18 protein-coding genes are annotated in these 19,099 nt (G+C 72.5%); 8 read left to right on the top strand and 10 right to left on the bottom strand.

From position 1 onward, the window contains the following. Window positions 1-67: 67 nt before the first annotated feature. Window positions 68-1,120 (top strand): histone deacetylase family protein, encoded by a 1,053-nt coding sequence (locus D9C15_RS00950; protein WP_127995553.1) that lies wholly within the window; start codon window positions 68-70, stop codon window positions 1,118-1,120. Here the strand turns inward: D9C15_RS00950 and D9C15_RS00945 are convergent. Then, window positions 1,107-2,534: a chondroitinase-B domain-containing protein gene (locus tag D9C15_RS00945; protein WP_127995552.1), complete on the bottom strand. Its 1,428-nt coding sequence runs from the start codon at window positions 2,532-2,534 to the stop codon at window positions 1,107-1,109. The two genes, D9C15_RS00950 and D9C15_RS00945, sit on opposite strands and share 14 nt — an antisense overlap. After that, window positions 2,534-3,502 (bottom strand): threo-3-hydroxy-L-aspartate ammonia-lyase, encoded by a 969-nt coding sequence (locus tag D9C15_RS00940; RefSeq protein ID WP_127995551.1) that lies wholly within the window; start codon window positions 3,500-3,502, stop codon window positions 2,534-2,536. Before D9C15_RS00940 ends, D9C15_RS00945 begins: the two co-directional genes overlap by 1 nt. Window positions 3,503-3,587: 85 nt before the next feature. Between D9C15_RS00940 and D9C15_RS00935 the strand changes: the two genes are divergently transcribed. Both D9C15_RS00935 and D9C15_RS00930 read left to right on the top strand, forming a co-directional pair. Beyond that, window positions 3,588-3,950 carry a putative quinol monooxygenase gene (locus D9C15_RS00935; RefSeq protein WP_127995550.1) on the top strand — a complete coding sequence of 121 codons (363 nt, stop codon included), beginning with the start codon at window positions 3,588-3,590 and terminating at the stop codon, window positions 3,948-3,950. Further along, window positions 3,947-5,578, top strand: a complete 1,632-nt coding sequence (locus D9C15_RS00930; protein ID WP_240668243.1) for an MBL fold metallo-hydrolase — start codon at window positions 3,947-3,949, stop codon at window positions 5,576-5,578. The genes D9C15_RS00935 and D9C15_RS00930 overlap by 4 nt, the downstream gene beginning before the upstream one ends. Here D9C15_RS00930 and D9C15_RS00925 read toward each other — a convergent pair whose 3' ends face one another. Further along, window positions 5,579-6,766 (bottom strand): acetyl-CoA C-acyltransferase family protein, encoded by a 1,188-nt coding sequence (locus D9C15_RS00925; RefSeq protein ID WP_127995548.1) that lies wholly within the window; start codon window positions 6,764-6,766, stop codon window positions 5,579-5,581. It lies immediately after the preceding gene. A gap of 82 nt (window positions 6,767-6,848) precedes the next feature. Between D9C15_RS00925 and D9C15_RS00920 the strand changes: the two genes are divergently transcribed. Continuing rightward, entirely contained in the window at window positions 6,849-8,555 is a 1,707-nt protein-coding gene (locus D9C15_RS00920; protein WP_127996095.1) for a magnesium transporter CorA family protein, read from the top strand. A gap of 51 nt (window positions 8,556-8,606) precedes the next feature. Then, a complete protein-coding gene (locus D9C15_RS00915; protein WP_127995547.1) occupies window positions 8,607-9,353 on the top strand; it encodes a TerC family protein in 747 nt (248 codons plus the stop codon). A gap of 30 nt (window positions 9,354-9,383) precedes the next feature. Here D9C15_RS00915 and D9C15_RS00910 read toward each other — a convergent pair whose 3' ends face one another. Genes D9C15_RS00910 through D9C15_RS00900 form a run of 3 tightly spaced genes read right to left on the bottom strand, consistent with a single transcriptional unit; the run spans window position 9,384 to window position 11,535 of the window. Further along, the gene (locus tag D9C15_RS00910) at window positions 9,384-9,809 is read right to left on the bottom strand and encodes a BON domain-containing protein (RefSeq protein ID WP_127995546.1); all 426 of its coding nucleotides are present in this window, start codon (window positions 9,807-9,809) and stop codon (window positions 9,384-9,386) included. Between the two features lie 50 nt (window positions 9,810-9,859). Further along, the gene (locus tag D9C15_RS00905) at window positions 9,860-10,867 is read right to left on the bottom strand and encodes a pyridoxamine 5'-phosphate oxidase family protein (protein WP_127995545.1); all 1,008 of its coding nucleotides are present in this window, start codon (window positions 10,865-10,867) and stop codon (window positions 9,860-9,862) included. Window positions 10,868-10,878: 11 nt separating this feature from the next. After that, entirely contained in the window at window positions 10,879-11,535 is a 657-nt protein-coding gene (locus D9C15_RS00900) for a glutathione S-transferase family protein (RefSeq protein WP_127995544.1), read from the bottom strand. A gap of 104 nt (window positions 11,536-11,639) precedes the next feature. Here D9C15_RS00900 and D9C15_RS00895 point away from each other — a divergent pair, with 104 nt between their 5' ends. Further along, a complete protein-coding gene (locus D9C15_RS00895) occupies window positions 11,640-12,569 on the top strand; it encodes a LysR family transcriptional regulator (protein ID WP_127995543.1) in 930 nt (309 codons plus the stop codon). A 23-nt stretch (window positions 12,570-12,592) separates the two neighbouring features. Here D9C15_RS00895 and D9C15_RS00890 read toward each other — a convergent pair whose 3' ends face one another. From D9C15_RS00890 to D9C15_RS00880, 3 genes are all read right to left on the bottom strand, one after another. Continuing rightward, a complete protein-coding gene (locus D9C15_RS00890; RefSeq protein WP_127995542.1) occupies window positions 12,593-12,841 on the bottom strand; it encodes a hypothetical protein in 249 nt (82 codons plus the stop codon). 106 nt (window positions 12,842-12,947) lie between these two features. Continuing rightward, window positions 12,948-16,241 (bottom strand): fused isobutyryl-CoA mutase/GTPase IcmF, encoded by a 3,294-nt coding sequence (icmF, locus tag D9C15_RS00885; RefSeq protein WP_127995541.1) that lies wholly within the window; start codon window positions 16,239-16,241, stop codon window positions 12,948-12,950. A gap of 28 nt (window positions 16,242-16,269) precedes the next feature. Further along, the gene (locus D9C15_RS00880) at window positions 16,270-17,112 is read right to left on the bottom strand and encodes a PPK2 family polyphosphate kinase (protein ID WP_127995540.1); all 843 of its coding nucleotides are present in this window, start codon (window positions 17,110-17,112) and stop codon (window positions 16,270-16,272) included. A gap of 127 nt (window positions 17,113-17,239) precedes the next feature. On the opposite strand from D9C15_RS00880, the gene D9C15_RS00875 reads away from it, so the two are divergent. Both D9C15_RS00875 and D9C15_RS00870 read left to right on the top strand, forming a co-directional pair. Continuing rightward, entirely contained in the window at window positions 17,240-17,902 is a 663-nt protein-coding gene (locus tag D9C15_RS00875; protein ID WP_127995539.1) for a hypothetical protein, read from the top strand. A 21-nt stretch (window positions 17,903-17,923) separates the two neighbouring features. Beyond that, window positions 17,924-18,691 (top strand): type III pantothenate kinase, encoded by a 768-nt coding sequence (locus D9C15_RS00870; protein WP_127995538.1) that lies wholly within the window; start codon window positions 17,924-17,926, stop codon window positions 18,689-18,691. Here the strand turns inward: D9C15_RS00870 and D9C15_RS00865 are convergent. After that, on the bottom strand, window positions 18,688-19,098 hold the full coding sequence (locus D9C15_RS00865; protein ID WP_127995537.1) for a potassium channel family protein: 411 nt from the start codon (window positions 19,096-19,098) through the stop codon (window positions 18,688-18,690). The genes D9C15_RS00870 and D9C15_RS00865 overlap by 4 nt on opposite strands. Between the last annotated feature and the right edge of the window lies 1 nt (window position 19,099).

Raw genomic sequence — 19,099 nt, 5'->3', positions numbered from 1 at the left:
AGGAGCCTAGCGCAAGAAGGCGCGGATCCGTCCCCGCGGCCTCGGGGTGGCGGAGAATCTTCACGACATGCTCGTCCTGCACAACCCCGACCACGCCCGCCACGCCGGCCGCCAGGAGATGTTCCGCGGCCGCCTGGTGCCCTGCCACGAGGTGCCGCAGCGGCTCGACCATGTGCTGGCGGAGCTGCGCCGGCGCGGCCTCGGCCGCCTGGCCACGCCCGGGCCGGAGGACGACATGGCCTTCGAGGCCCTGCTGCAGCGGGTGCACGCGCCGCGCTACCTGCGCTTCCTGGCGCGCGCCTGGGACGACTGGGTCGCGCTCGACCCGGCCAACGCGGCGCTCGACGCGCTGCCCTCGGTCTGGCCGGTGCGCGGCTTCCGCGCCGACGTGGAGCCGGACAACTTCGCCGCCCGGATGGGCCTGTATTCGTTCGACGCCGGCACGCCGCTGACGGCCGGCAGCTGGGCCGCCGCGCGCACCGGCGCGCGCTGCGCGGTGCAGGCCGCGCAGGCGGTGGCCGGGGGCGAGCGCGCCGCCTTCGCGCTGACCCGTCCCCCCGGCCACCATGCCGGGGCCGACTTCTTCGGTGGCTACTGCTTCCTGAACAACGCCGCGCTGGCCGCCGAGGCCTTGCGCGCGGCCGGCCACGCACGCGTCGCGGTGCTGGACGTCGACTACCACCACGGCAACGGCACGCAGGCCCTGTTCTACGAGCGCGCCGACGTGTTCTTCGCCTCGATCCACGGCGACCCGCGCACCGAGTACCCGTTCTACCTCGGCCATGCCGACGAGCGCGGCGCCGGCGCCGGCGCGGGCTGCAACCTGAACCTGCCGCTGCCGCGCGGCACCGGCTTCGCCGCCTGGCGGGCCGGGCTGGCCACGGCGCTGGAGGCGATCGGCGCGTACGGCGCGGGCGCGCTGGTGGTCTCGCTCGGCGTCGACACCTTCGAGGGCGACCCGATCTCCGGCTTCCGCCTGGCCAGCGCCGACTACCTCACGCTCGGGCGCGACCTCGCCGCGCTCGCGCTGCCCACGGTGTTCGTGTTCGAGGGCGGCTACGCGGTGGATGAAGTGGGGGTCAACACGGTCAACGTGCTCGAAGCCTTCAGCGCGGCGTGAGCACCGTGCAGGCGCGGAAATCCTCGAACGCGCCGTAGGCGGGTGCCGCCGGTCGGCTGGCGCCGCACAGGTCGGTCGGCGCCGAGGCGGCGGCCGCGGCGCGGCGCGGCGGCCCGTCGCGCCAGGCGAAGTCCAGCGCCGCCGGGTCGGCGAACAGCGCGCGCTGCGGGTGGCTGCCGAGGTACAGGCGCCACAAGGGCGTGGCCAGGTCGTCGCTGCCGTGCAGGCTGGCACCCTGGCGGGCCAGCAGCGCACCGTCGACCAGGTTGCCGTCCAGCTCGGCGCTGCTGGCGCCGGTGCGCGCCGACAGCCCGCCGGTGTCCACCAGCGTGTTGTGGCGCACCAGGCTGCGCGCGGCGCCGTTCAGGTCGATGCCGGCGTCGGAGCAGAACGCGATCAGGTTGCCCTCGATCAGGCCGGCGTCGTGCTCGACCACGCAACGCCGGTCGCGACAGGCGTAGGGCTGCGACCCGCCGCCACCCAGCGACAGCCCGACCCGCGAGCCCGGCCGGCCGCGCAGCCGGTGCTCGCACAGCACCACGTTGCCCAGCATGCGCGTGCCCTCGGCCGCGCCCTTGGCGAAGGCGCCGTAGCTGGTGGTGTCGGCGGCCTCGCGCACGAAGTCGGCGATCAGGTTGGCACGCAGCGTCCAGCGGCTCGCGCCGACGATGTCCACCGGCGTCACCGGGTTGTCCGTGCGGCGCGCGGCGCTGTTCGCGAGCGTGTTGTGCTCCAGCAGCCCGTCGTCCGGGAACCGGCCGTCGTGGCCGTTCACCTTCACGTGGGCGTTGAAGTCGCTCAGTTCGTTGTGGCGCGCCTGGAAGCCGCGCGCGTCGCCGCTGACGTGCAGGGCGTGCTCGCAGTCCGAGTGCTCGCGGCACACGCCGCGCAGCACCAGGTTCTCGACGTGCCAGTACGGCGCGCTGACACGCAGCGCCTCGACCGTGTCGACCTCCAGCGTCACCTCGCCCGGCCGGCGTGCCCGCAGCGTGATCGGGGCGTCGGCGCGCCCCGGCCGGTTTGCGTCCAGCGGGGCGGACAGGCGCCAGGCGCCGGGCAGCAGCGTGATCACGTCGCCGGGGCGCGCCTGAGCGAGTGCCTGGCGCAGCTGTGCGTCGTCGAGCGCCAGCTGCTCGCGCAGCGCCGGCACTGCCGCCGCACCCTGCGGCTGGACGCCGACAGCCCAGGCGGGCCGCAGCGGCAACGGGGCCAGCCGGGCGTCCAACGCGCCGACCGCGCGCGCCAGCAGGCGCGCCGCATCGCCGGCCAGGCCGTCGTGGCCGCGGGCGCGCCGCTCCAGGGCGTCGGCCAGCCGGCGCGGCGGCACCTCGCCGAAGCTGGCCAGCAGCAGCGCCGCGCCGCCGAGGGCGACACCGGCGAGCAGCAGGCCTCCCAGCGCGCGCGGCCAGCGCATCAGTCGACGGCCTCGGCGCCCGACAGCAGCGCGACGAAGCGCTCGATGCCGACGTTGCCGCCCGACAGCGTGACGCCCACGCGGCGGCCGGCGAAGCGCTCGCGGTGCTGCATCAGCGCGGCCAGCGCGCAGGCGCCGGAGGGCTCGAGCACGATTTTCATCCGCTCGAAGGCGAAGCGCATCGCCTGCACCACCACCGGGTCGGGCACCGTCAGCACGTCCTTCACCAGGCGGCGGATCACCTCGAAGGGCTGGCGCCCGACCGCCTGCGTCTGCTGGCCGTCGCAGATGGTGCGCGGCACCTCGATCGTGACGATCTCGCCGCGCCGCAGCGACTGCTGCATGTCGTTGCCGCGCTCGGGCTCGGCGCCGTAGACCTCGATGCCCGGCAGCAGGTGCTTGGCGGCCACCGCGCAGCCCGACAGCAGCCCGCCGCCGCCGGCGCAGACGATCAGCGCGTCCAGCGGCCCGGCGTCCTCGATCAGCTCGAGCGCCGTGGTGCCCTGGCCGGCCATCACCGGCAGGTGGTCGAAGGGCGGGATCAGCGCGCCGCCGCGCTCGGCGGCCAGCTGCGCGGCGATCGCGGCGCGGTCCTGCGTGTAGCGGTCGTAGACGATCACCTCGGCACCGTAGCCGCGCGTGGCCGCCAGCTTGAGCGCCGGGGCGTCCGAGGGCATCACGATGGCGGCCGGGCAGCCGTGCAGGCGGGCCGCCAGCGCCACCGCCTGCGCATGGTTGCCGGAGGAGAACGCGATCACGCCGCGCGCCCGCTCGGCCGCCGGGAGCACGTTCACCGCGTTGTAGCCGCCGCGGAACTTGAAGGCGCCCATGCGCTGCAGGTTCTCGGCCTTCATCAGCACCTGGCAGCCGAGCTGCGCGTCGAGCGTGCGCGAGCTCAGCACCGGGGTGCGGTGCGCGATGCCGCGCAGACGCTCGGCGGCGGCCTGGACGTCGGAGAAGGCGAGCATGGTCGCGAACACTCTACACAAAGCAGGATCGGCGCGCCGAGGCTACGATCGCCGCCGGGCCCACACCACCACAGGAGACAAGACCATGCCCGCCACCGACACCTGCTGCACGCTCGTGCCCTACTTCAAGGTCCAGCCCGGCAAGATGGCCGAGTTCAAGGCGCTGGGCGAGACCTTCGTCGCCAAGACGCGCACCGAGCCCGGCTGCGTGCACTACGCCTTCTCGTTCAGCGGCGACGAGGCGCATTGCCGCGAGGGCTACGACGACGCCGCGGCGGTGCTGGCCCACCTCGACAACGTCGGCCCGACGCTGCAGGAGGCGCTGAAGATCGCCCAAATCACCCGGCTCGAGGTGCATGCGCCGCCGGCCGAGCTGGAGAAGCTGCGCGGCCCGCTGGCCAAGCTGAACCCGCAGTGGTTCAGCGTCGAGCTCGGATTCCGCCGTTGAGCGAGCGGCCGCCGCGCCCGGCGGCCACCGTCGTCGTGCTGCGCGACGGCCCGCGCGGCCCGGAGGCGCTGTTGCTGCGCCGCGCCGAACGCGGCGATCACAACAGCGGCGCCTGGGTGTTCCCCGGCGGGCTGGTCGACGCGGCCGACCACGCGGCTGCCGTCCACGCCGGCCGCTTCGACGCGGCCGCCGCCGCGACGCGGCTGCGCACCGACGCCCCGACCGCGCTGGCCCACTGGGCCGCCGCGGTGCGCGAGTGCGTCGAGGAATGCGCGCTGCTGTTCGCCGCGCCGGCGCTGCCGGTCGAGCGCCTGCAGGGCTGGCGCGCGCCCCTGGCGCGCGGTGAGCGCAGCCTCGCCGAGCTGTGCGCCGCCGAGGGCCTGACGCTGACCTTCGGCGCGCTGGTCTACCTGAGCCACTGGATCACTCCGGTCGGCCGCGCCAAGCGCTTCGACACGCGCTTCTTCGTCGCCCGGGCACCGGCTGGCCAGGAGCCGTGCCACGACGCCGACGAGCTGGTCGAGCAGCGCTGGCTGCGTCCCGCCGAGGCGCTGGACGCCGCGGCCGGGCTGAAGCTGATGACACCGACGCGCCGCACGCTCGAGTGGCTGCGGGGATTCGACGACGTCGAGTCCGCGCTCGCCTGGGCGCGCGCCCAGGCGGAGGTGCCGCCGATCCTCGGTCGCGTGGCGACCGGTTCGCGCGGCGAACGCCCGGTGGCGCCGGACGAGCCGGCCTGGGCCGAGATCGGCCGGCTCGACCCTGCCGGGCGCGGCGACGCGCTCTACGAGATCCGCGCCGGCCACCCGGTGCGGCTGTCGCAGAGGGTGATCCGCGTCACCGCCGGCAACCCGGGGGCGATGACCGGCCCGGGCACCAACAGCTACCTGGTCGGCGGCGGGCCGCGCAACACCTGGGCCGTGATCGACCCCGGGCCGGACGACGCCGGGCATGTCGAGGCGCTGCTGGCGGCCGCACCGGGCCCGATCGAGGCGATCCTCGCGACGCACACCCACCGCGACCATTCCCCGGCCGCGCAGCGCCTGCGCGAGCGCACCGGCGCGCGCCTGCTCGGCCGCCTGGCCGACCATGCGCAGCGCCAGGACGACAGCTTCCGCCCGGACCAGCCGCTGGCCGGCGGCGAGACGCTGGCCCTGGACGGCGCCACGCTGCAGGTGATCCACACACCCGGCCACGCCTCCAATCACCTGTGCTACCTGCTGCTGGAGGAGCGGCTGCTGTTCACCGGCGACCATGTGATGCAGGGCAGCACCGTCGTGATCGACCCGCCGGACGGCGACATGGCGGCCTACCTGGCCTCGCTGCGTGCGCTGGCCACGCTCGAACTGGACTGGCTCGCGCCCGGGCACGGCTTCCTGATCGCGCCGCCGCGCGCCGCCTTCGAGCGCCTGATCACGCACCGCCTGCGGCGCGAGGCCAAGGTGCTGGAGGCGCTGCGCTCGCTCGGGCCGGCACCGGCCGAGGCGCTGCTGGCCCGCGTCTACGACGACGTGCCGGCGCGCATGCACCCGGTGGCGCTGCGCTCGCTGCTGGCGCACCTCGTCAAGCTGCGCGCCGAGGGTGCCGTGGACGAGCGCGACGGCCGCTGGGCCGCCGCGCGCGACTGATCAGGCGCGCTCGAAGATCGCGGCGATGCCCTGGCCGCCGCCGATGCACATCGTCACCAGCGCATAACGCCCGCCGACACGCTGCAGCTCGTACAGCGCCTTGGTGGTGATGATCGCGCCGGTGGCGCCGATCGGGTGGCCGAGCGAGATGCCCGAGCCGTTCGGGTTCACCTTGGCCGGGTCGAGCGCCAGTTCCTTGACCACCGCGCAGGCCTGCGCGGCAAAGGCCTCGTTCGACTCGATCACGTCCAGATCACCCACCTTCAGCCCGGCCCTGGCCAGCGCAAGCTTCGTCGCCGGCACCGGGCCGATGCCCATGATGGTCGGCTCGACGCCGGCGTGCGCATAGGCCACCAGGCGTGCCAGCGGCTTCAGGTTGCCGGCCTTCACCGCGTCGGCGCTGGCCAGCACCACCGCACCGGCGCCGTCGTTGATGCCCGAGGCGTTGCCGGCCGTGACCGAACCGTCCTTCTTGAACGCGGCGCGCATCTTCGCCAGCGTCTCCATCGTCGTGCCGGGCTTGACATGCTCGTCGGTGTCGAAGCTCAGGTCGCCCTTCTTGCTCGGGATCACCACCGGCACGATCTGGCTCTTGAAGCGGCCGTCGGCGATGGCCGCGGCGGCGCGCCGGTGGCTCTCGACCGCCAGCTCGTCCATCATCGTGCGGCTGATGCCGAACTGCTCGGCCACGTTCTCCGCGGTGATGCCCATGTGGATCTTGTGGAACGGGTCGTTCAGCGCGCCGACCACCATGTCGAGCATCGGGCTGTCGCCCATGCGCGCGCCCCAGCGGGCCTGCGGCAGCAGGTAGGCGCCGCGGCTCATCGATTCGGCACCGGCGCCGACGGCGACCTCGCAGTCGCCCAGCGTGATCGCCTGCGCCGCCGAGACGATGGCCTGCAGGCCCGAGCCGCACAGCCGGTTGACGTTGAAGGCCGGCGTCTCCTTCGGCAGCCCGGCGTTCAGCGCGGCCACGCGCGAGAGGTAGGCGTCGCGCGGCTCGGTCGGGATGACCGTGCCCATCGCGAGATGGCCCACGCTGGCGGGCGCCGCGCCGCTGCGCTCGAGCGCCGTCTTCACGGCGAGGGTGGCCAGGTCGGCCAGCGGCACATCCTTCAGGCCTCCGCCGAAGGTGCCGATCGCGGTGCGCGCGGCACCGACCACAAAGACGTCGCGGGGCAGGGGCATGGGGGGTCTCCTTCGGTTGGGAATGGACGGAAAGTACACCCGATTCGCTACGCGAGGCTGACGCGTGACTACACTGCCGCTCATGCTGCAGCCCACGCCCGTGCAGGCCGAGGCCCCGGCCGGCGAACGGCCCGGCGGCGTGCCGACGGTGCGCCACCTGCGCCAGGTGCTGCTGTGGCCGCTGCGGCTGATGCCGACCCGGCCGCCCGCCGGCGCAGGGCCGGAGCGCGTGCCGCCCTGGCAGCTGCTGCGCGACCAGGGCGAGGCCTCGCCCTGGCGCGAGGTGGTGGACGAGTACACCGGCGGCATCGAGGCCTTCCACGAGCGCCACTACAACGAGTTCGTCACCTTCCTGCCCTACGTGCAGCGCTTCCTGTACGGCGAGGGCCGCTCCGGGCATGGAGCCACCGCCCCCGGCAGCGGCCCGCCGCTGCGGGTGTTCCGGCGCCACGACGTGAGCGCGGTGCGCGCCGTCACGCGGCCGGGTGAGCCGGCGCTGAGGCTCTCGATCGTGCACGTCGACCTGTATTTCTTCTACGACGTCGACGTCGTGATCCTGAACCTCGAGGTCGCCGCGAACGATCTGCCGCTGCCGCGCGCGCAGGAGCTGCTGTACCGCTTCGGCCGCGCCTACCCCGCGGGCTGGGACGCGCAGGGCCACGCGCTGCACTGCCTGCACGAGGTGGAGTGGCTGGCGGGCGACGGCCGCGTGCTGGCGCGCTCGGACGCGCAGCAGCGCGAGCTGTTCATGGCCCATGTCTGCGAGCACCGCGCGCCGCGCATCGCGGCGCACTGGGCCTTCCTGCTCGAGCCGCTGGTGCCGGCACATTCCGACCGCGAGGGCATGCTGCGCTACCGGCAGATCGAGTACTACCGCATGCCGCTGATGGCCTTCCTCGCGCTGGACGAGCCGCAGGCGCTGACGCGCAACGACTTCGTGCGCCTGGGCCTGGTCACCGGGGCCGGCCCGCGCGAGGGCGACACGGCGCTGCCCTACGCCGCGCAGCACCTGTCCGACTTCGAGCAGCGCTTCTGCTACGACCGCTTCTGGTCCGACGGCGGCGCAGCGCCGCACACCCGCTACCTGTGCAGCGGGCACTCGCTGGTGGTGGTGGGCGACGCGCGCAGCGAGTTCTTCGGCTGCCGCGACCGCGGCGTGCTGGCGCAGTTCCGGCACCAGCACTTCATGCTGTTCCTGATCGCGCATTTCCAGAAGGCCGCGCTGCTGATGTTCTCCGACCGGCTGGTCGAGGCGCTGAAGGCGCTGGACGTGGGCGACCCGGCCAGCGTGCGGCGCTTCAAGCGCGCGATCCGCCAGAGCTTCGAGGTGTTCCTGCGCTTCACGCACCGCTACTGGTTCCACGAGGTGGCCGAGCAGGCGCAGGCGCGCGCGCTGTTCCACATGGCTTCGAACCACCTCGGGCTGGACCCGCTGTACGCCGAGGTCAAGGAGCGCATCCACGACATGAACGCCTACCTCGACGCCGACTCGCTGCGCCGCCAGGCCAACACCGTGGTGCGGCTGACGGTGGTGACGATCTTCGGCCTGGTGGGCACCGTGACCACCGGCTTCCTGGGCATGAACCTGATCGCCGAGGCCGAGGCCTCGCTGTGGACCAAGCTGGGCTACTTCGCGCTGGTGTTCGTGCCCACCACCTTCCTGACCGTCTACACGATGGTCAAGTCCAAGCGCCTGTCGGATTTCCTCGACGCGCTGTCCGACGAACGCCTGTCCACCTGGGCCAAGGTCAAATCCCTGCTGGCGGTCTGGCGGCGTGGCACCGATTGAGCCCCCGCGGCGACAATCCGCGCCGACATCGACGAGGGTGGGGGGAGACCAATGTTCGAATGGATCGCCGATCCGAATGCCTGGATCGCGCTGGCGACGCTGACCGCGCTCGAGATCGTGCTCGGCATCGACAACATCATCTTCATCTCGATCCTGGTCGGCCGGCTGCCCGCCGAGCGGCGTGACCTGGCGCGCCGGCTCGGCCTGTCGCTGGCGATGCTCTCGCGCATCCTGCTGCTGCTGTCGCTGGCCTGGATCATGCGGCTGACCGAGCCGCTGTTCACGGCCTTCGCCATGGAGATCTCCGGGCGCGACCTGATCCTGATCGGCGGCGGCCTGTTCCTGCTGTGGAAGAGCGTGCACGAGATCCACGCCTCGCTGGAGGGCGAGCCCGAGGAGGAGGGCGCCGCGGCCGCCGCGCGTGCCACCTTCGCCGGCGTGCTGGTGCAGATCGCGGTGATCGACATCATCTTCTCGCTCGACTCGGTGATCACCGCCGTCGGCCTGGCCGACCAGGTCAGCGTGATGGTGCTGGCGATCCTGATCTCGGTGGCGGTGATGATGTTCGCCGCCAAGAGCATCGGCGAGTTCGTCGACCGCCACCCGACCATCAAGATGCTCGCGCTCTCGTTCCTCGTGCTGGTGGGCGTGACGCTGATCGCCGAGGGCTTCGACACCCACGTGCCCAAGGGCTACATCTACTTCGCGATGGCCTTCTCGGTGGCGGTGGAGATGATCAACATCCGGCTGCGCAAGCGCATGGTCGCGCCGGTGCAACTGCGCAAGGACCTGCCCTGAGCGATCGCAGCGGCGCAGCCCGGCGGGCCGTCACGAGCTCGGCGCGGCGACGCTCATCAGGTTCTCGACGGCCATCACCCCCTTGACGTCGGCGGCCAGGCGCGTGGCCCGCTCGCGCGCCGCGGCGTCGGGTGCGCTGCCGCGCAGCACCACGCGGCCCTCGGAGGTGTCGACGTCGACCTTCAGCGCCGACAGCGCCGGGTCGCGCGCCAGCGCGGCGTTGACCTCCGCGGTGATCGCGGCGTCGCGCGCCACGGCGGCGACCTTGTCGCCGGCCTGCTCGGCCGCCTGGCGTGCGGTGTCGGCCGCGGCCTCGGACTTCTGCTCCACCTTGGCGAGGGTCTCGTCGACCGCCTGGCCGGCGCTGCGCTGCTCGCCGCGGTCGCAGGCCGCCAGCGACAGCGCACCGGCGACGGCCAGGGCCAGCGGCAGCGTGCGTTTGAGGGACGTGTTCATCCTGGATCTCCTTGGTTCGGGCGGCACCGGGTGATGCCGACGACTCAAGGCTAGGCGTCGCCCCGCGGCGCCTCCATCGGCCGGCCGCCCGCCGCGCTGTCGGACGGGTCCGACACGCCGGGCCAGCGGCCGGTGGCGGCCAGCTGCGGCGCCTCGACCGCGGTCGACCAGCGCAGCGGCAGCGCCGCGCTCGCCCAGACCCCGGCCACGACATCGACATGCACGACACGCAGCGCGCCGGCGAAGCCGGCCACGTCGGCACTGTCCCAATCGACCGTCGCGCGGCCGCTGAGCTGCAGGCGGTCGCCGCAGGCGGGATCGAAGAACAGCAGCCCGGCCCAGGGCCAGGCGGCCAGGTTGCCGAGCGTGTTGAACAGGTTGTTGCCGCGGAAGTCGGGGAAGCTCAGGCGCTCGCCGCCCCCGGGCAGGCGCTGCACGCGCACGAAGCCGGGCCGGCCGCCGCGGTGCGACACGTCCACCCCGCCGGCTGTGCCGTCGCCGAGCGCGGCCGAGGCGATGAACAGCGTGTCGGCGCGGCGCACCAGGGCCGCGGCGGCCTCGGGCAGCGTGGCCGCGAACTGCTGCGCCGGCGGCTGGGTGCGCTCGACCCAGGCCGGTTCGCGCGCCTGGATGTACTGCGGGCAATTGCCGAAGCTCTGCTCGACCGCCACCGTGAAGCCGGCCGCATCGAGCGCGACCACCCGGCCGTTCATGCGGTTGCGCCGCCGCGTGGCCGGCTCCAGGCCGAGCAGGCCGAGCCGGGCATCCAGGGCGAGCTGGCCGGCCAGCGGGTCGGCGGCGTCGGGCCGCGCATCGATGCGCAAGGTGCGCGCATCCGGGCTGTGCACGAAGCCGGGACGCCCGGCCAGCAGCGAGGCCCAGGGGCGGCGCGACGCGTCCAGACTGCCCACCAGCAGGGTCGGCAGCTTGCCGAACAGCTCGCGGTGCTGGTCGGGCATGTGGTCGCGGATTATTCGCGCGCCGAGCGGCGCCATCTGCTCGCGAACGCCGGCGCGTTCCTGCAGCGCCAGTTCGCCGGGGTGGAAGGGGTGGTCCATCGCCGACTTCCTCAGCCGAGCGCGGCGCGCAGTGCGGCCTGCAGCGCGTCGCCGCGCGGCAGGTCGAGGAAGCCGGGCAAGGCCTCGACACGTGCGAGCCAGGCGCGCAGCGCCGGGTAGGGCTCGAGCGACACGCCGCCCTCGGGCACGTGGGCGTTGTAGGTGTAGAGGGCCAGGTCGGCGATGGTCGGATGCTCGCCCACCAGCCAGTGGCGGCCTTGCAGGTGCCGTTCCATCTGGCCGAGCAGCTCGAGCGCGGTGTCGATGGTGGACTGCGGCACGGGCTTGCCGGTCAGCGTCGCCCAGCGCGCGCTGGCCGCGCCGTTGACCTGCGGACCGGCCGACAGCGCCAGCCACTGGTGCACCCGCGCGGCCACCAGCGGATCGCGCGGCAGCCAGCGTTCGCTCGGGTCGTAGCGCAGCGCGAGGTAGACCAGGATGGCGTGGCTGTCGGCCACCACCGTGCCGTCGTCCTCGATCACCGGCACCTTGCCGAAGGGGTTGAGCGCCAGGAACTCCGGGCGCTTCTGGGCCCGTTGCACCAGGTTCACCTCGACGGTTTCGTACGGCAGGCCGAGCAGCGAGAGAAACAGCTCGGCGCGGTGCGCGTGGCCGGACAGCAGGAAGCGGTGCAGGCGGATCGGGCGGGCGGGGGCGGGTGCGGTCATGGGAGGCTCTCGGGGTGGGGCAGGGGATGCATCCTCGTCGCCGATCGGCGGCAATGGAACGCCCATGGTTGACAGTTCATCGTTGCGCGGCGTGGAATGATCGAATGGATCGACTGGAGACCATGCGGGTGTTCGTGGCCGTGGCCGAGGCGCGCGGCTTTGCGCCGGCGGCGCGCCAGCTCGGGTTCTCGCCGCCGGCGGTGACCCGCGCCGTGCTGGCGCTGGAGCGCCGTCTGGGCGCGCAGCTGCTGCGCCGAACCACCCGCAGCGTGGCCCTGACCGAGGCCGGAGAGCGCTTCCTCGCCGACTGCCGGCGCCTGCTGGGCGAGCTGGCCGAGGCCGAGGCGGTGGCCGGCGGCGCGCACCGGGAGCTGCAGGGGCAGCTGTCGATCACCGCGCCGCTGCTGTTCGGGCGCCTGCATGTCGAGCCGCTGGTGCACGAGTTCCTGCGCGCCCAGCCGCGCATCAGCGTGCGTTGCCAGTTCGCCGACGCCATCGTGCACCTGCTGGACGAGGGCTTCGACGTGGCGGTGCGCATCGCACGGCTGCCGGACTCGGGCCTGCATGCGCGGCGCGTCGGCGCTCTGCGGCGCGTGCTGGTCGGTGCGCCGGCCTACCTGGCCGAACACGGCACTCCGGCCGAACCGGCGGCCCTGGCACGGCATGCCGGCATCGGCTTCAGCAGCAGCGGCTCACCGGCCGGGCCCTGGGTGTTCCGCCTGCCCGGACGCCGCCCGCCGGACGATGCGCTGGCCGTGCAGCCGCGCTGGCGCCTGCAGGCCAACACCAGCGAATCGGTGATCGCCGCCGCGGTGGCCGGTTTCGGCCTGGCCCGCGCGCTGGCCTACCAGGTGGCTGCGGAGGTGCGTGCCGGCCGGCTCGTGGTGCTGTTGCCGGAGTTCGAGCCCGAACCGGTGCCGGTGCAGCTGGTCCATGCCGAAGGGCGCCAGCCCTCGGCCAAGACACGCGCCTTCGTCGACCTGGCGGTGCAACGGCTGCAGGGCGAACCGGTGCTCAACGGCCGGTTCGCCTGAGCTCGGTGCCGCCTCGGTACCGATCAGCGCCTGGGCCGATCGCCGCGGGCGTGCAGGCGCTGGGCCTGCCGTTGCCAGGCCCGGCGCAATCCGACGGCCAGACCCGCGGTCAGAACGACAGGCAGGGTGGCCACCGCAGCGGCCAGCAGCACCGGCAGCACCAGGGCCAGTAGAAGCACCGTGGCGGGCAGCCGCCACGCCACACCGGCGGGCAGGCTCCGGAACTGCTTCCGGTCGATCAGTCGGGACAGCGTGACGATCGGCAGGCCCATGGCGACGACTTGATGTGATTCCTCGCAACCATAGTCGCCCTACCCCCCCATGAACAAGGGGCCCGTGTCCCTAAGTTGTAACCAGCCGTCTGGCGCCGACGGCCGCTCACATGCTGCGCCGGTACTGCCCGCCCACCTCGAACAGGGCGCGGGTGATCTGCCCGAGCGAGCAGACCCGCACCGCGTCCATCAGCACCTCGAACACGTTGGCGTTGGCGATCACCGCCTGCTGCAGCCGCTGCAGCATCGCGGGCGCGTCGGCGGCATGGCGGGCGTGGAAGTCGGCCAGTCGCTGCAGCTGGCTCTGCTTCTCCGCCTCGGTCGAGCGCGCCAGCTCCAGGCTCTGCGGGATCGGGTCGCCATGCGGGTTGCGGAAGGTGTTGACGCCGACGATCGGGTACTCGCCGGTGTGCTTGAGCATCTCGTAGTGCAGCGATTCCTCCTGGATCTTGCTGCGCTGGTAGCCGGTCTCCATCGCGCCGAGCACGCCGCCGCGCTCGGCGATCTTCTCGAACTCGGCCAGCACGGCCTCCTCCACCAGCTCGGTCAGCTCGTCGATCACGAAGGCGCCCTGGTTCGGGTTCTCGTTCTTCGCCAGGCCCCACTCGCGGTTGATGATCAGCTGGATCGCCATCGCGCGGCGCACGCTCTCCTCGGTGGGCGTGGTGATCGCCTCGTCGTAGGCGTTGGTGTGCAGCGAGTTGCAGTTGTCGTAGACCGCGATCAGCGCCTGCAGCGTGGTGCGGATGTCGTTGAACGCGATCTCCTGCGCGTGCAGCGAGCGGCCGCTGGTCTGGATGTGGTACTTCAGCTTCTGGCTGCGCTCGTTGGCGCCGTAGCGCTCGCGCATCGCCACCGCCCAGATGCGCCGCGCCACGCGGCCGAGCACGGTGTACTCCGGGTCCATGCCGTTGCTGAAGAAGAAGCTCAGGTTGGGCGCGAAGTCGTCGATGTGCATGCCGCGCGCGAGATAGGCCTCGACGAAGGTGAAGCCGTTGGCCAGCGTGAAGGCGAGCTGCGAGATCGGGTTCGCGCCGGCCTCGGCGATGTGGTAGCCGGAGATGCTCACCGAGTAGAAGTTGCGCACCTGGTGGTGCACGAAGTACTCGGCGATGTCGCCCATCACCTTGAGGCTGAACTCGGTCGAGAAGATGCAGGTGTTCTGGCCCTGGTCCTCCTTCAGGATGTCGGCCTGCACGGTGCCGCGCACGTTGGCCAGCGTCCAGGCGCGGATCTTCTGCGCCTCGTCGTCGGTCGGCTCGCGGCGGTTGTCGGCGGCGAACTTCTCGAGCTGCTGGTCGATCGCCGCGTTCATGAACATCGCGAGGATGGTCGGCGCCGGCCCGTTGATCGTCATCGAGACGCTGGTGCTCGGGCTGCACAGGTCGAAGCCCGAGTACAGCACCTTCAGGTCGTCGAGCGTGGCGATGCTGACGCCCGAGTTGCCGACCTTGCCGTAGATGTCCGGACGCAGGTCGGGGTCGTGGCCGTACAGCGTGACCGAGTCGAACGCGGTCGAGAGGCGCTTGGCCGGCATGCCCTCGCTGACCAGCTTGAAGCGCCGGTTGGTGCGGAAGGCGTCGCCCTCGCCGGCGAACATGCGCGTCGGGTCCTCGTTCTCGCGCTTGAAGGCGAACACGCCGGCCGTGTAGGGGAACGAGCCCGGCACGTTCTCGAGCATCAGCCACTTCAGCAGCTCGCCGTGGTCCTCGAAGGCCGGCAACGCCACCTTGCGGATCTTGTTGCCCGAGAGCGTGGTGTGGACCAGGCCGGTACGGATCTCCCGGTCGCGGATCTTCACCACGTACTCGTCGCCGGCGTAGGCCTTCACGGTGTCCGGCCACATGGCGAGCAGCTTCCTGGCGCGCGGATCGAGCTTCGCCTCGCGGATCTGCGCCTGTTCCTCGAGCGCGTCGCGCGCCTTGTGCTTGGTCGGGATCGCCTCGTAGAGCATGCGCGCGCTCGCGCGAAGCTGCTGGATCTCGCGCGCCAGCGTGGCCTGCACGCGCGCGTGGCGCTTGTAGCCGCGCACGCTGTCGGCGATGTCGGCCAGGTAGCGCACGCGCGCGCCCGGCACGATGGGCGTCTGGTGCGTGCTGTGGCGCGTGGCCACGGCGGGCAGCCGGCCGTCGGCCAGCGCCAGGCCGAGCCCGGCCAGGCGGGCTTTCAGCGCCTGGTACAGCGCGGTGACGCCGTCGTCGTTGAAGCGGCTGGCCATGGTGCCGAACACCGGCATCGCCTCGGGCCTGGCGCCGAAGGCCTGGCGGTTGCGCTGCACCTGCTTGGCCACGTCGCGCAGCGCGTCGGCCGCGCCCTTGCGGTCGAACTTGTTGATCGCCACGAACTCGGCGAAGTCGAGCATGTCGATCTTCTCGAGCTGGCTGGCGGCGCCGAACTCGGGCGTCATCACGTACATCGGCACGTCCACCAGCGGCACGATGGCCGCGTCGCCCTGGCCGATGCCCGAGGTCTCGACGATCACCAGGTCGAAGCCCGCGGCCTTGCAGGCGGCGATCACCTCCGGCAGCGCGGCGCTGATCTCGCTGCCGGCCTCGCGCGTGGCCAGGCTGCGCATGTAGACGCGCGCTCCGCTCTGCCACGGCCCGATCGCGTTCATGCGGATGCGGTCGCCCAGCAGCGCGCCGCCGCTCTTGCGGCGCGACGGGTCGATGCTGATCACCGCGACGTGCAGCCGGTCGTCCTGGTCGAGCCGCAGGCGGCGGATCAGCTCGTCGGTCAGGCTCGACTTGCCGGCGCCGCCGGTGCCGGTGATGCCGAGCACCGGGATGCGCGTGCCCTTCGCCTGCTCGTGCAGCGCGGCCCGGAAGCCCGGATCGGCGCGGCCGTTCTCCAGGGCGCTGATGGCCTGCGCCAGGGCACGCCAGGCGGCCTCGGTGTGGCCCTGCAGCGCCGCCACGTCGCGCGGCGCCTGCGCCGCCGGGTCGCGATCGCTCCTCATCAGCATCTCGCCGATCATGCCGGCCAGGCCCATGCGCTGGCCGTCTTCCGGGCTGTAGATGCGGCCCACGCCGTAGGACTGCAGCTCGGCGATCTCGGCCGGCACGATCACCCCGCCGCCGCCGCCAAACACCTGGATGTGCTCGCCGCCGCGCTGGCGCAGCAGGTCGATCATGTACTTGAAGTACTCGACGTGCCCGCCCTGGTAGGAACTGATCGCGATGCCCTGCACGTCCTCCTGGAGCGCGGCGGTGACCACCTCGTCGACCGAGCGGTTGTGGCCGAGATGGATCACCTCCGCGCCCATGCCCTGCAGCAGCCGGCGCATGATGTTGATCGCCGCGTCGTGGCCGTCGAACAGGCTGGCCGCGGTGACGAAGCGCACCTTGTGCGTCGGGCGGTAGTCGGCCAGCGCCTGGTATTCGGCGGAAAGGTCGGTCACGGGTTGTCTCCGTTGTGTCGGGCGTGTCTTACTGCACGCGGATGGCCGAGAGCTCGGGGCTGCCGGGCGGGTAGCGCAGCTTCAGGCCCTGCAGCGTCTCGACCACCGCGGTGCCGATCATCAGGTTGCGGTGTGTCTTCGAGTCCGACGGCACGATGGTCCAGGGCGCCCAGGGCGTGCCGGTGGCGGCGATCGCGTCGCTGTACGCCTGCTGGTAGGCGTCCCACTGCTTGCGCACCTCCAGGTCTCCGGCAGCGAACTTCCAGTGCTTGGTCGGGTCGTCCAGGCGCTCCTGCAGGCGCACGCGCTGCTCTTCCTTGCTGATGTGCAGCATGAACTTGCAGATCACCGTGCCGTTCTCGGTCAGCATGCGCTCGAACTGGTTGATCTGCTCGTAGCGCTGCTTCACCTGCGCCGGCGTGATCCAGCCGTTGACCGCGGGCACCAGCACGTCCTCGTAGTGGCTGCGGTTGAAGATCACGATCTCGCCGTCGCCCGGCACGCGCTGGTGGATGCGCCAGAGGAAGTCGTGTGCCTTCTCCTCCGGCGTCGGCGCCTTCCAGCCGACCGCGTGCACCCCCAGCGCGCTGGTCTTGCCGAACACGCCGCGGATCGTGCCGTCCTTGCCCGCGGTGTCGGTGCCCTGCAGCACCACCAGCAGCTTGAAGCGCCGGTCGGCGTAGAACAGGTCCTGCAGCCGGTCGACCTCGAGGGCGAGCGTCTCCACGCGTGCCTTGTCGCGCGCCTTGTTGCCGCTCGAGAACGGCTTGGTGCGCGGGTCGTGCCTGGTCAGGTCGAACGGCTTGCCGCCGCGCCCGCTGCCGGCGCTGCGGTGCTGGTGGTCGGCGAGGGATGCCTTGCTGCGAGCCATGCAGTTCTCCGGATGCCGTCGCAATTGACGTATACGTCAATTGGAAGTGTATCCGCAGCCTGCCGGTGCGGCGCGGTTTGGCCTCACAATGCGCGCCGTTGGGATCCGCCGCACCCGTGCGGTGGGCATGGAGAGCACCGTGGCCGCGGGCAACGCACCGATCAAGACCGCCGACGGACTGGACGAGATCGCGACACGCTCGCGCAGGCTCGGCCAGCGCCAGCGCACCATGCTGCTGCTGGTGGACGGGCGGCGCAGCGCCGAGGAGGTCAAGCGCCTGGCCGCGCAGGCCGGCGTGCCGGCGGCGTGTTACGACGAGCTGCTCGCGCTGGGCCTGATCGCGCTGCCGCTGCCCACCCTGCCGCTGGCGGTGCTCGAGGCCACCCGGCCGATGCCGCTGCCGATCGACGTGCCGCTGCCGGTGGACGACGATTCGCTGCTGCCCTCGGCCCAATCGCTGCACCCCGAATCGACCCTGAACGGCGACCTCGGCCCGGCCGAGCCCTGGGCGGCCGTGGAGACCGGCCACGGCGACCTGGCCGACCTGGACCCGGCGCTCGAGGAGGCACGCGACCTGATGTTGCGCGCCGTGCGCGCCGAGGCGCCGGTGGCCGGCTCGCTGACGCTGATGCGCCTGCGCCGCGCGCGCACCCGCGCCGACCTGGCCGAGCTGATCGAGGAGGTCGAGTCCCGGGTGCACAAGCCGCACCGCGCGCTGGCGGCGACGCTGCTGCTGCGCCGTGTCAACGAGCTGATCGGGCAGCCGGCGGATTCGTCGACCATGGCCTGACGGCGCTCGCATCACGGACGCATGAGCTTCCTGGCCATCGACGTCGGCAACACGCGGCTGAAGTGGGCGCAGTACGCCTCGCCGCAACCCGGCGCCGCGCTGCTGGCGCATGGCGCGGTGTTCCTCGAGACCATCGACGGCCTGGCCGACGGCGACTGGAAGCGCCTGCGTCCCCCGGCCAGCATGCTCGGCTGCCTGGTCGCCGGCGAGGCGATCCGGCGGCGTGTCGAGGAGCAGCTCGAGTTGTGGGACGTGGAGCCGCGCTGGGTGCACTCGGCGCCCGCGGCCTGCGGCGTGGTCAACGGCTACGACCACCCGGGCCGCCTCGGCGTGGACCGCTGGGTGGCGCTGATCGGTGCGCGCCACCGCGTGCTCGCCACCGGGCCGGCGCGCCCCGCGCTGGTGGTGATGGTGGGCACCGCGGTGACGGTGGACGCGATGGACGCCTCCGGCCGCTTTCTCGGCGGCCTGATCCTGCCCGGCTTCGGCCTGATGCTGCGTGCGCTCGAGATGGGCACCGCCGGCCTGAAGGCGCCCACCGGCGAGGCGGTCGCCTTCCCGACCAACACCAGCGACGCGCTGATGAGCGGCGGCGCCGACGCGCTGGCCGGTGCGATCGAGCGCATGCACCGGCGCCTGCGCGCGCACACCGGCGCCGATCCGGCGCTGATCATGAGCGGCGGTGCGGCGGTCAAGCTGGCGCCGATCACCGAGCTGCCCTTCGAGACCGTCGACACGCTGATCTTCGAGGGCCTGCTGCAGCTGCAGGCGCACCGGCTGGCGCTCTAGCGGTCGATCCTCTCCCGCAGCGCCGCCACCTCGTCGCGCAGCAACTTCAGCTGCCGGTGCAGGTCGTGCAGGATCTCGCGCTCGATGCGGCGCTCCTGCGATTCGACCCAGGTGGCGGCGATGGCGGCGGTGACCAGCGACAGCACGCCGAAGCCCAGCAGCACCACGAACACCGAGAACAGCCGCGAGGCGTGGGTGCTCGGGATCAGGTCGCCGTAGCCGATCGTGGAGGCGGTGACGAAGGCCAGCCAGAGCCCGTCGCTGAAGTGCGGCGTCTGCGGCTCGATGTGCCAGTAGACGGCCCCGCAGCCCACCAGCAGCAGCGCGGCGATGGCGAGCTGCAGCACCAGGCGCTGCAGGATGCTCCAGTGGGCGGTCGAATGCGGCAGGTGCCAGAAGCTGGCCATG

The sequence above is a fragment of the Piscinibacter defluvii genome, from assembly GCF_004011805.1.
GTDB lineage: Bacteria > Pseudomonadota > Gammaproteobacteria > Burkholderiales > Burkholderiaceae_C > Piscinibacter > Piscinibacter defluvii.
Note: the sequence above shows the minus strand (reverse complement) of the source record. Positions and strands in the feature narration are given on the sequence as shown.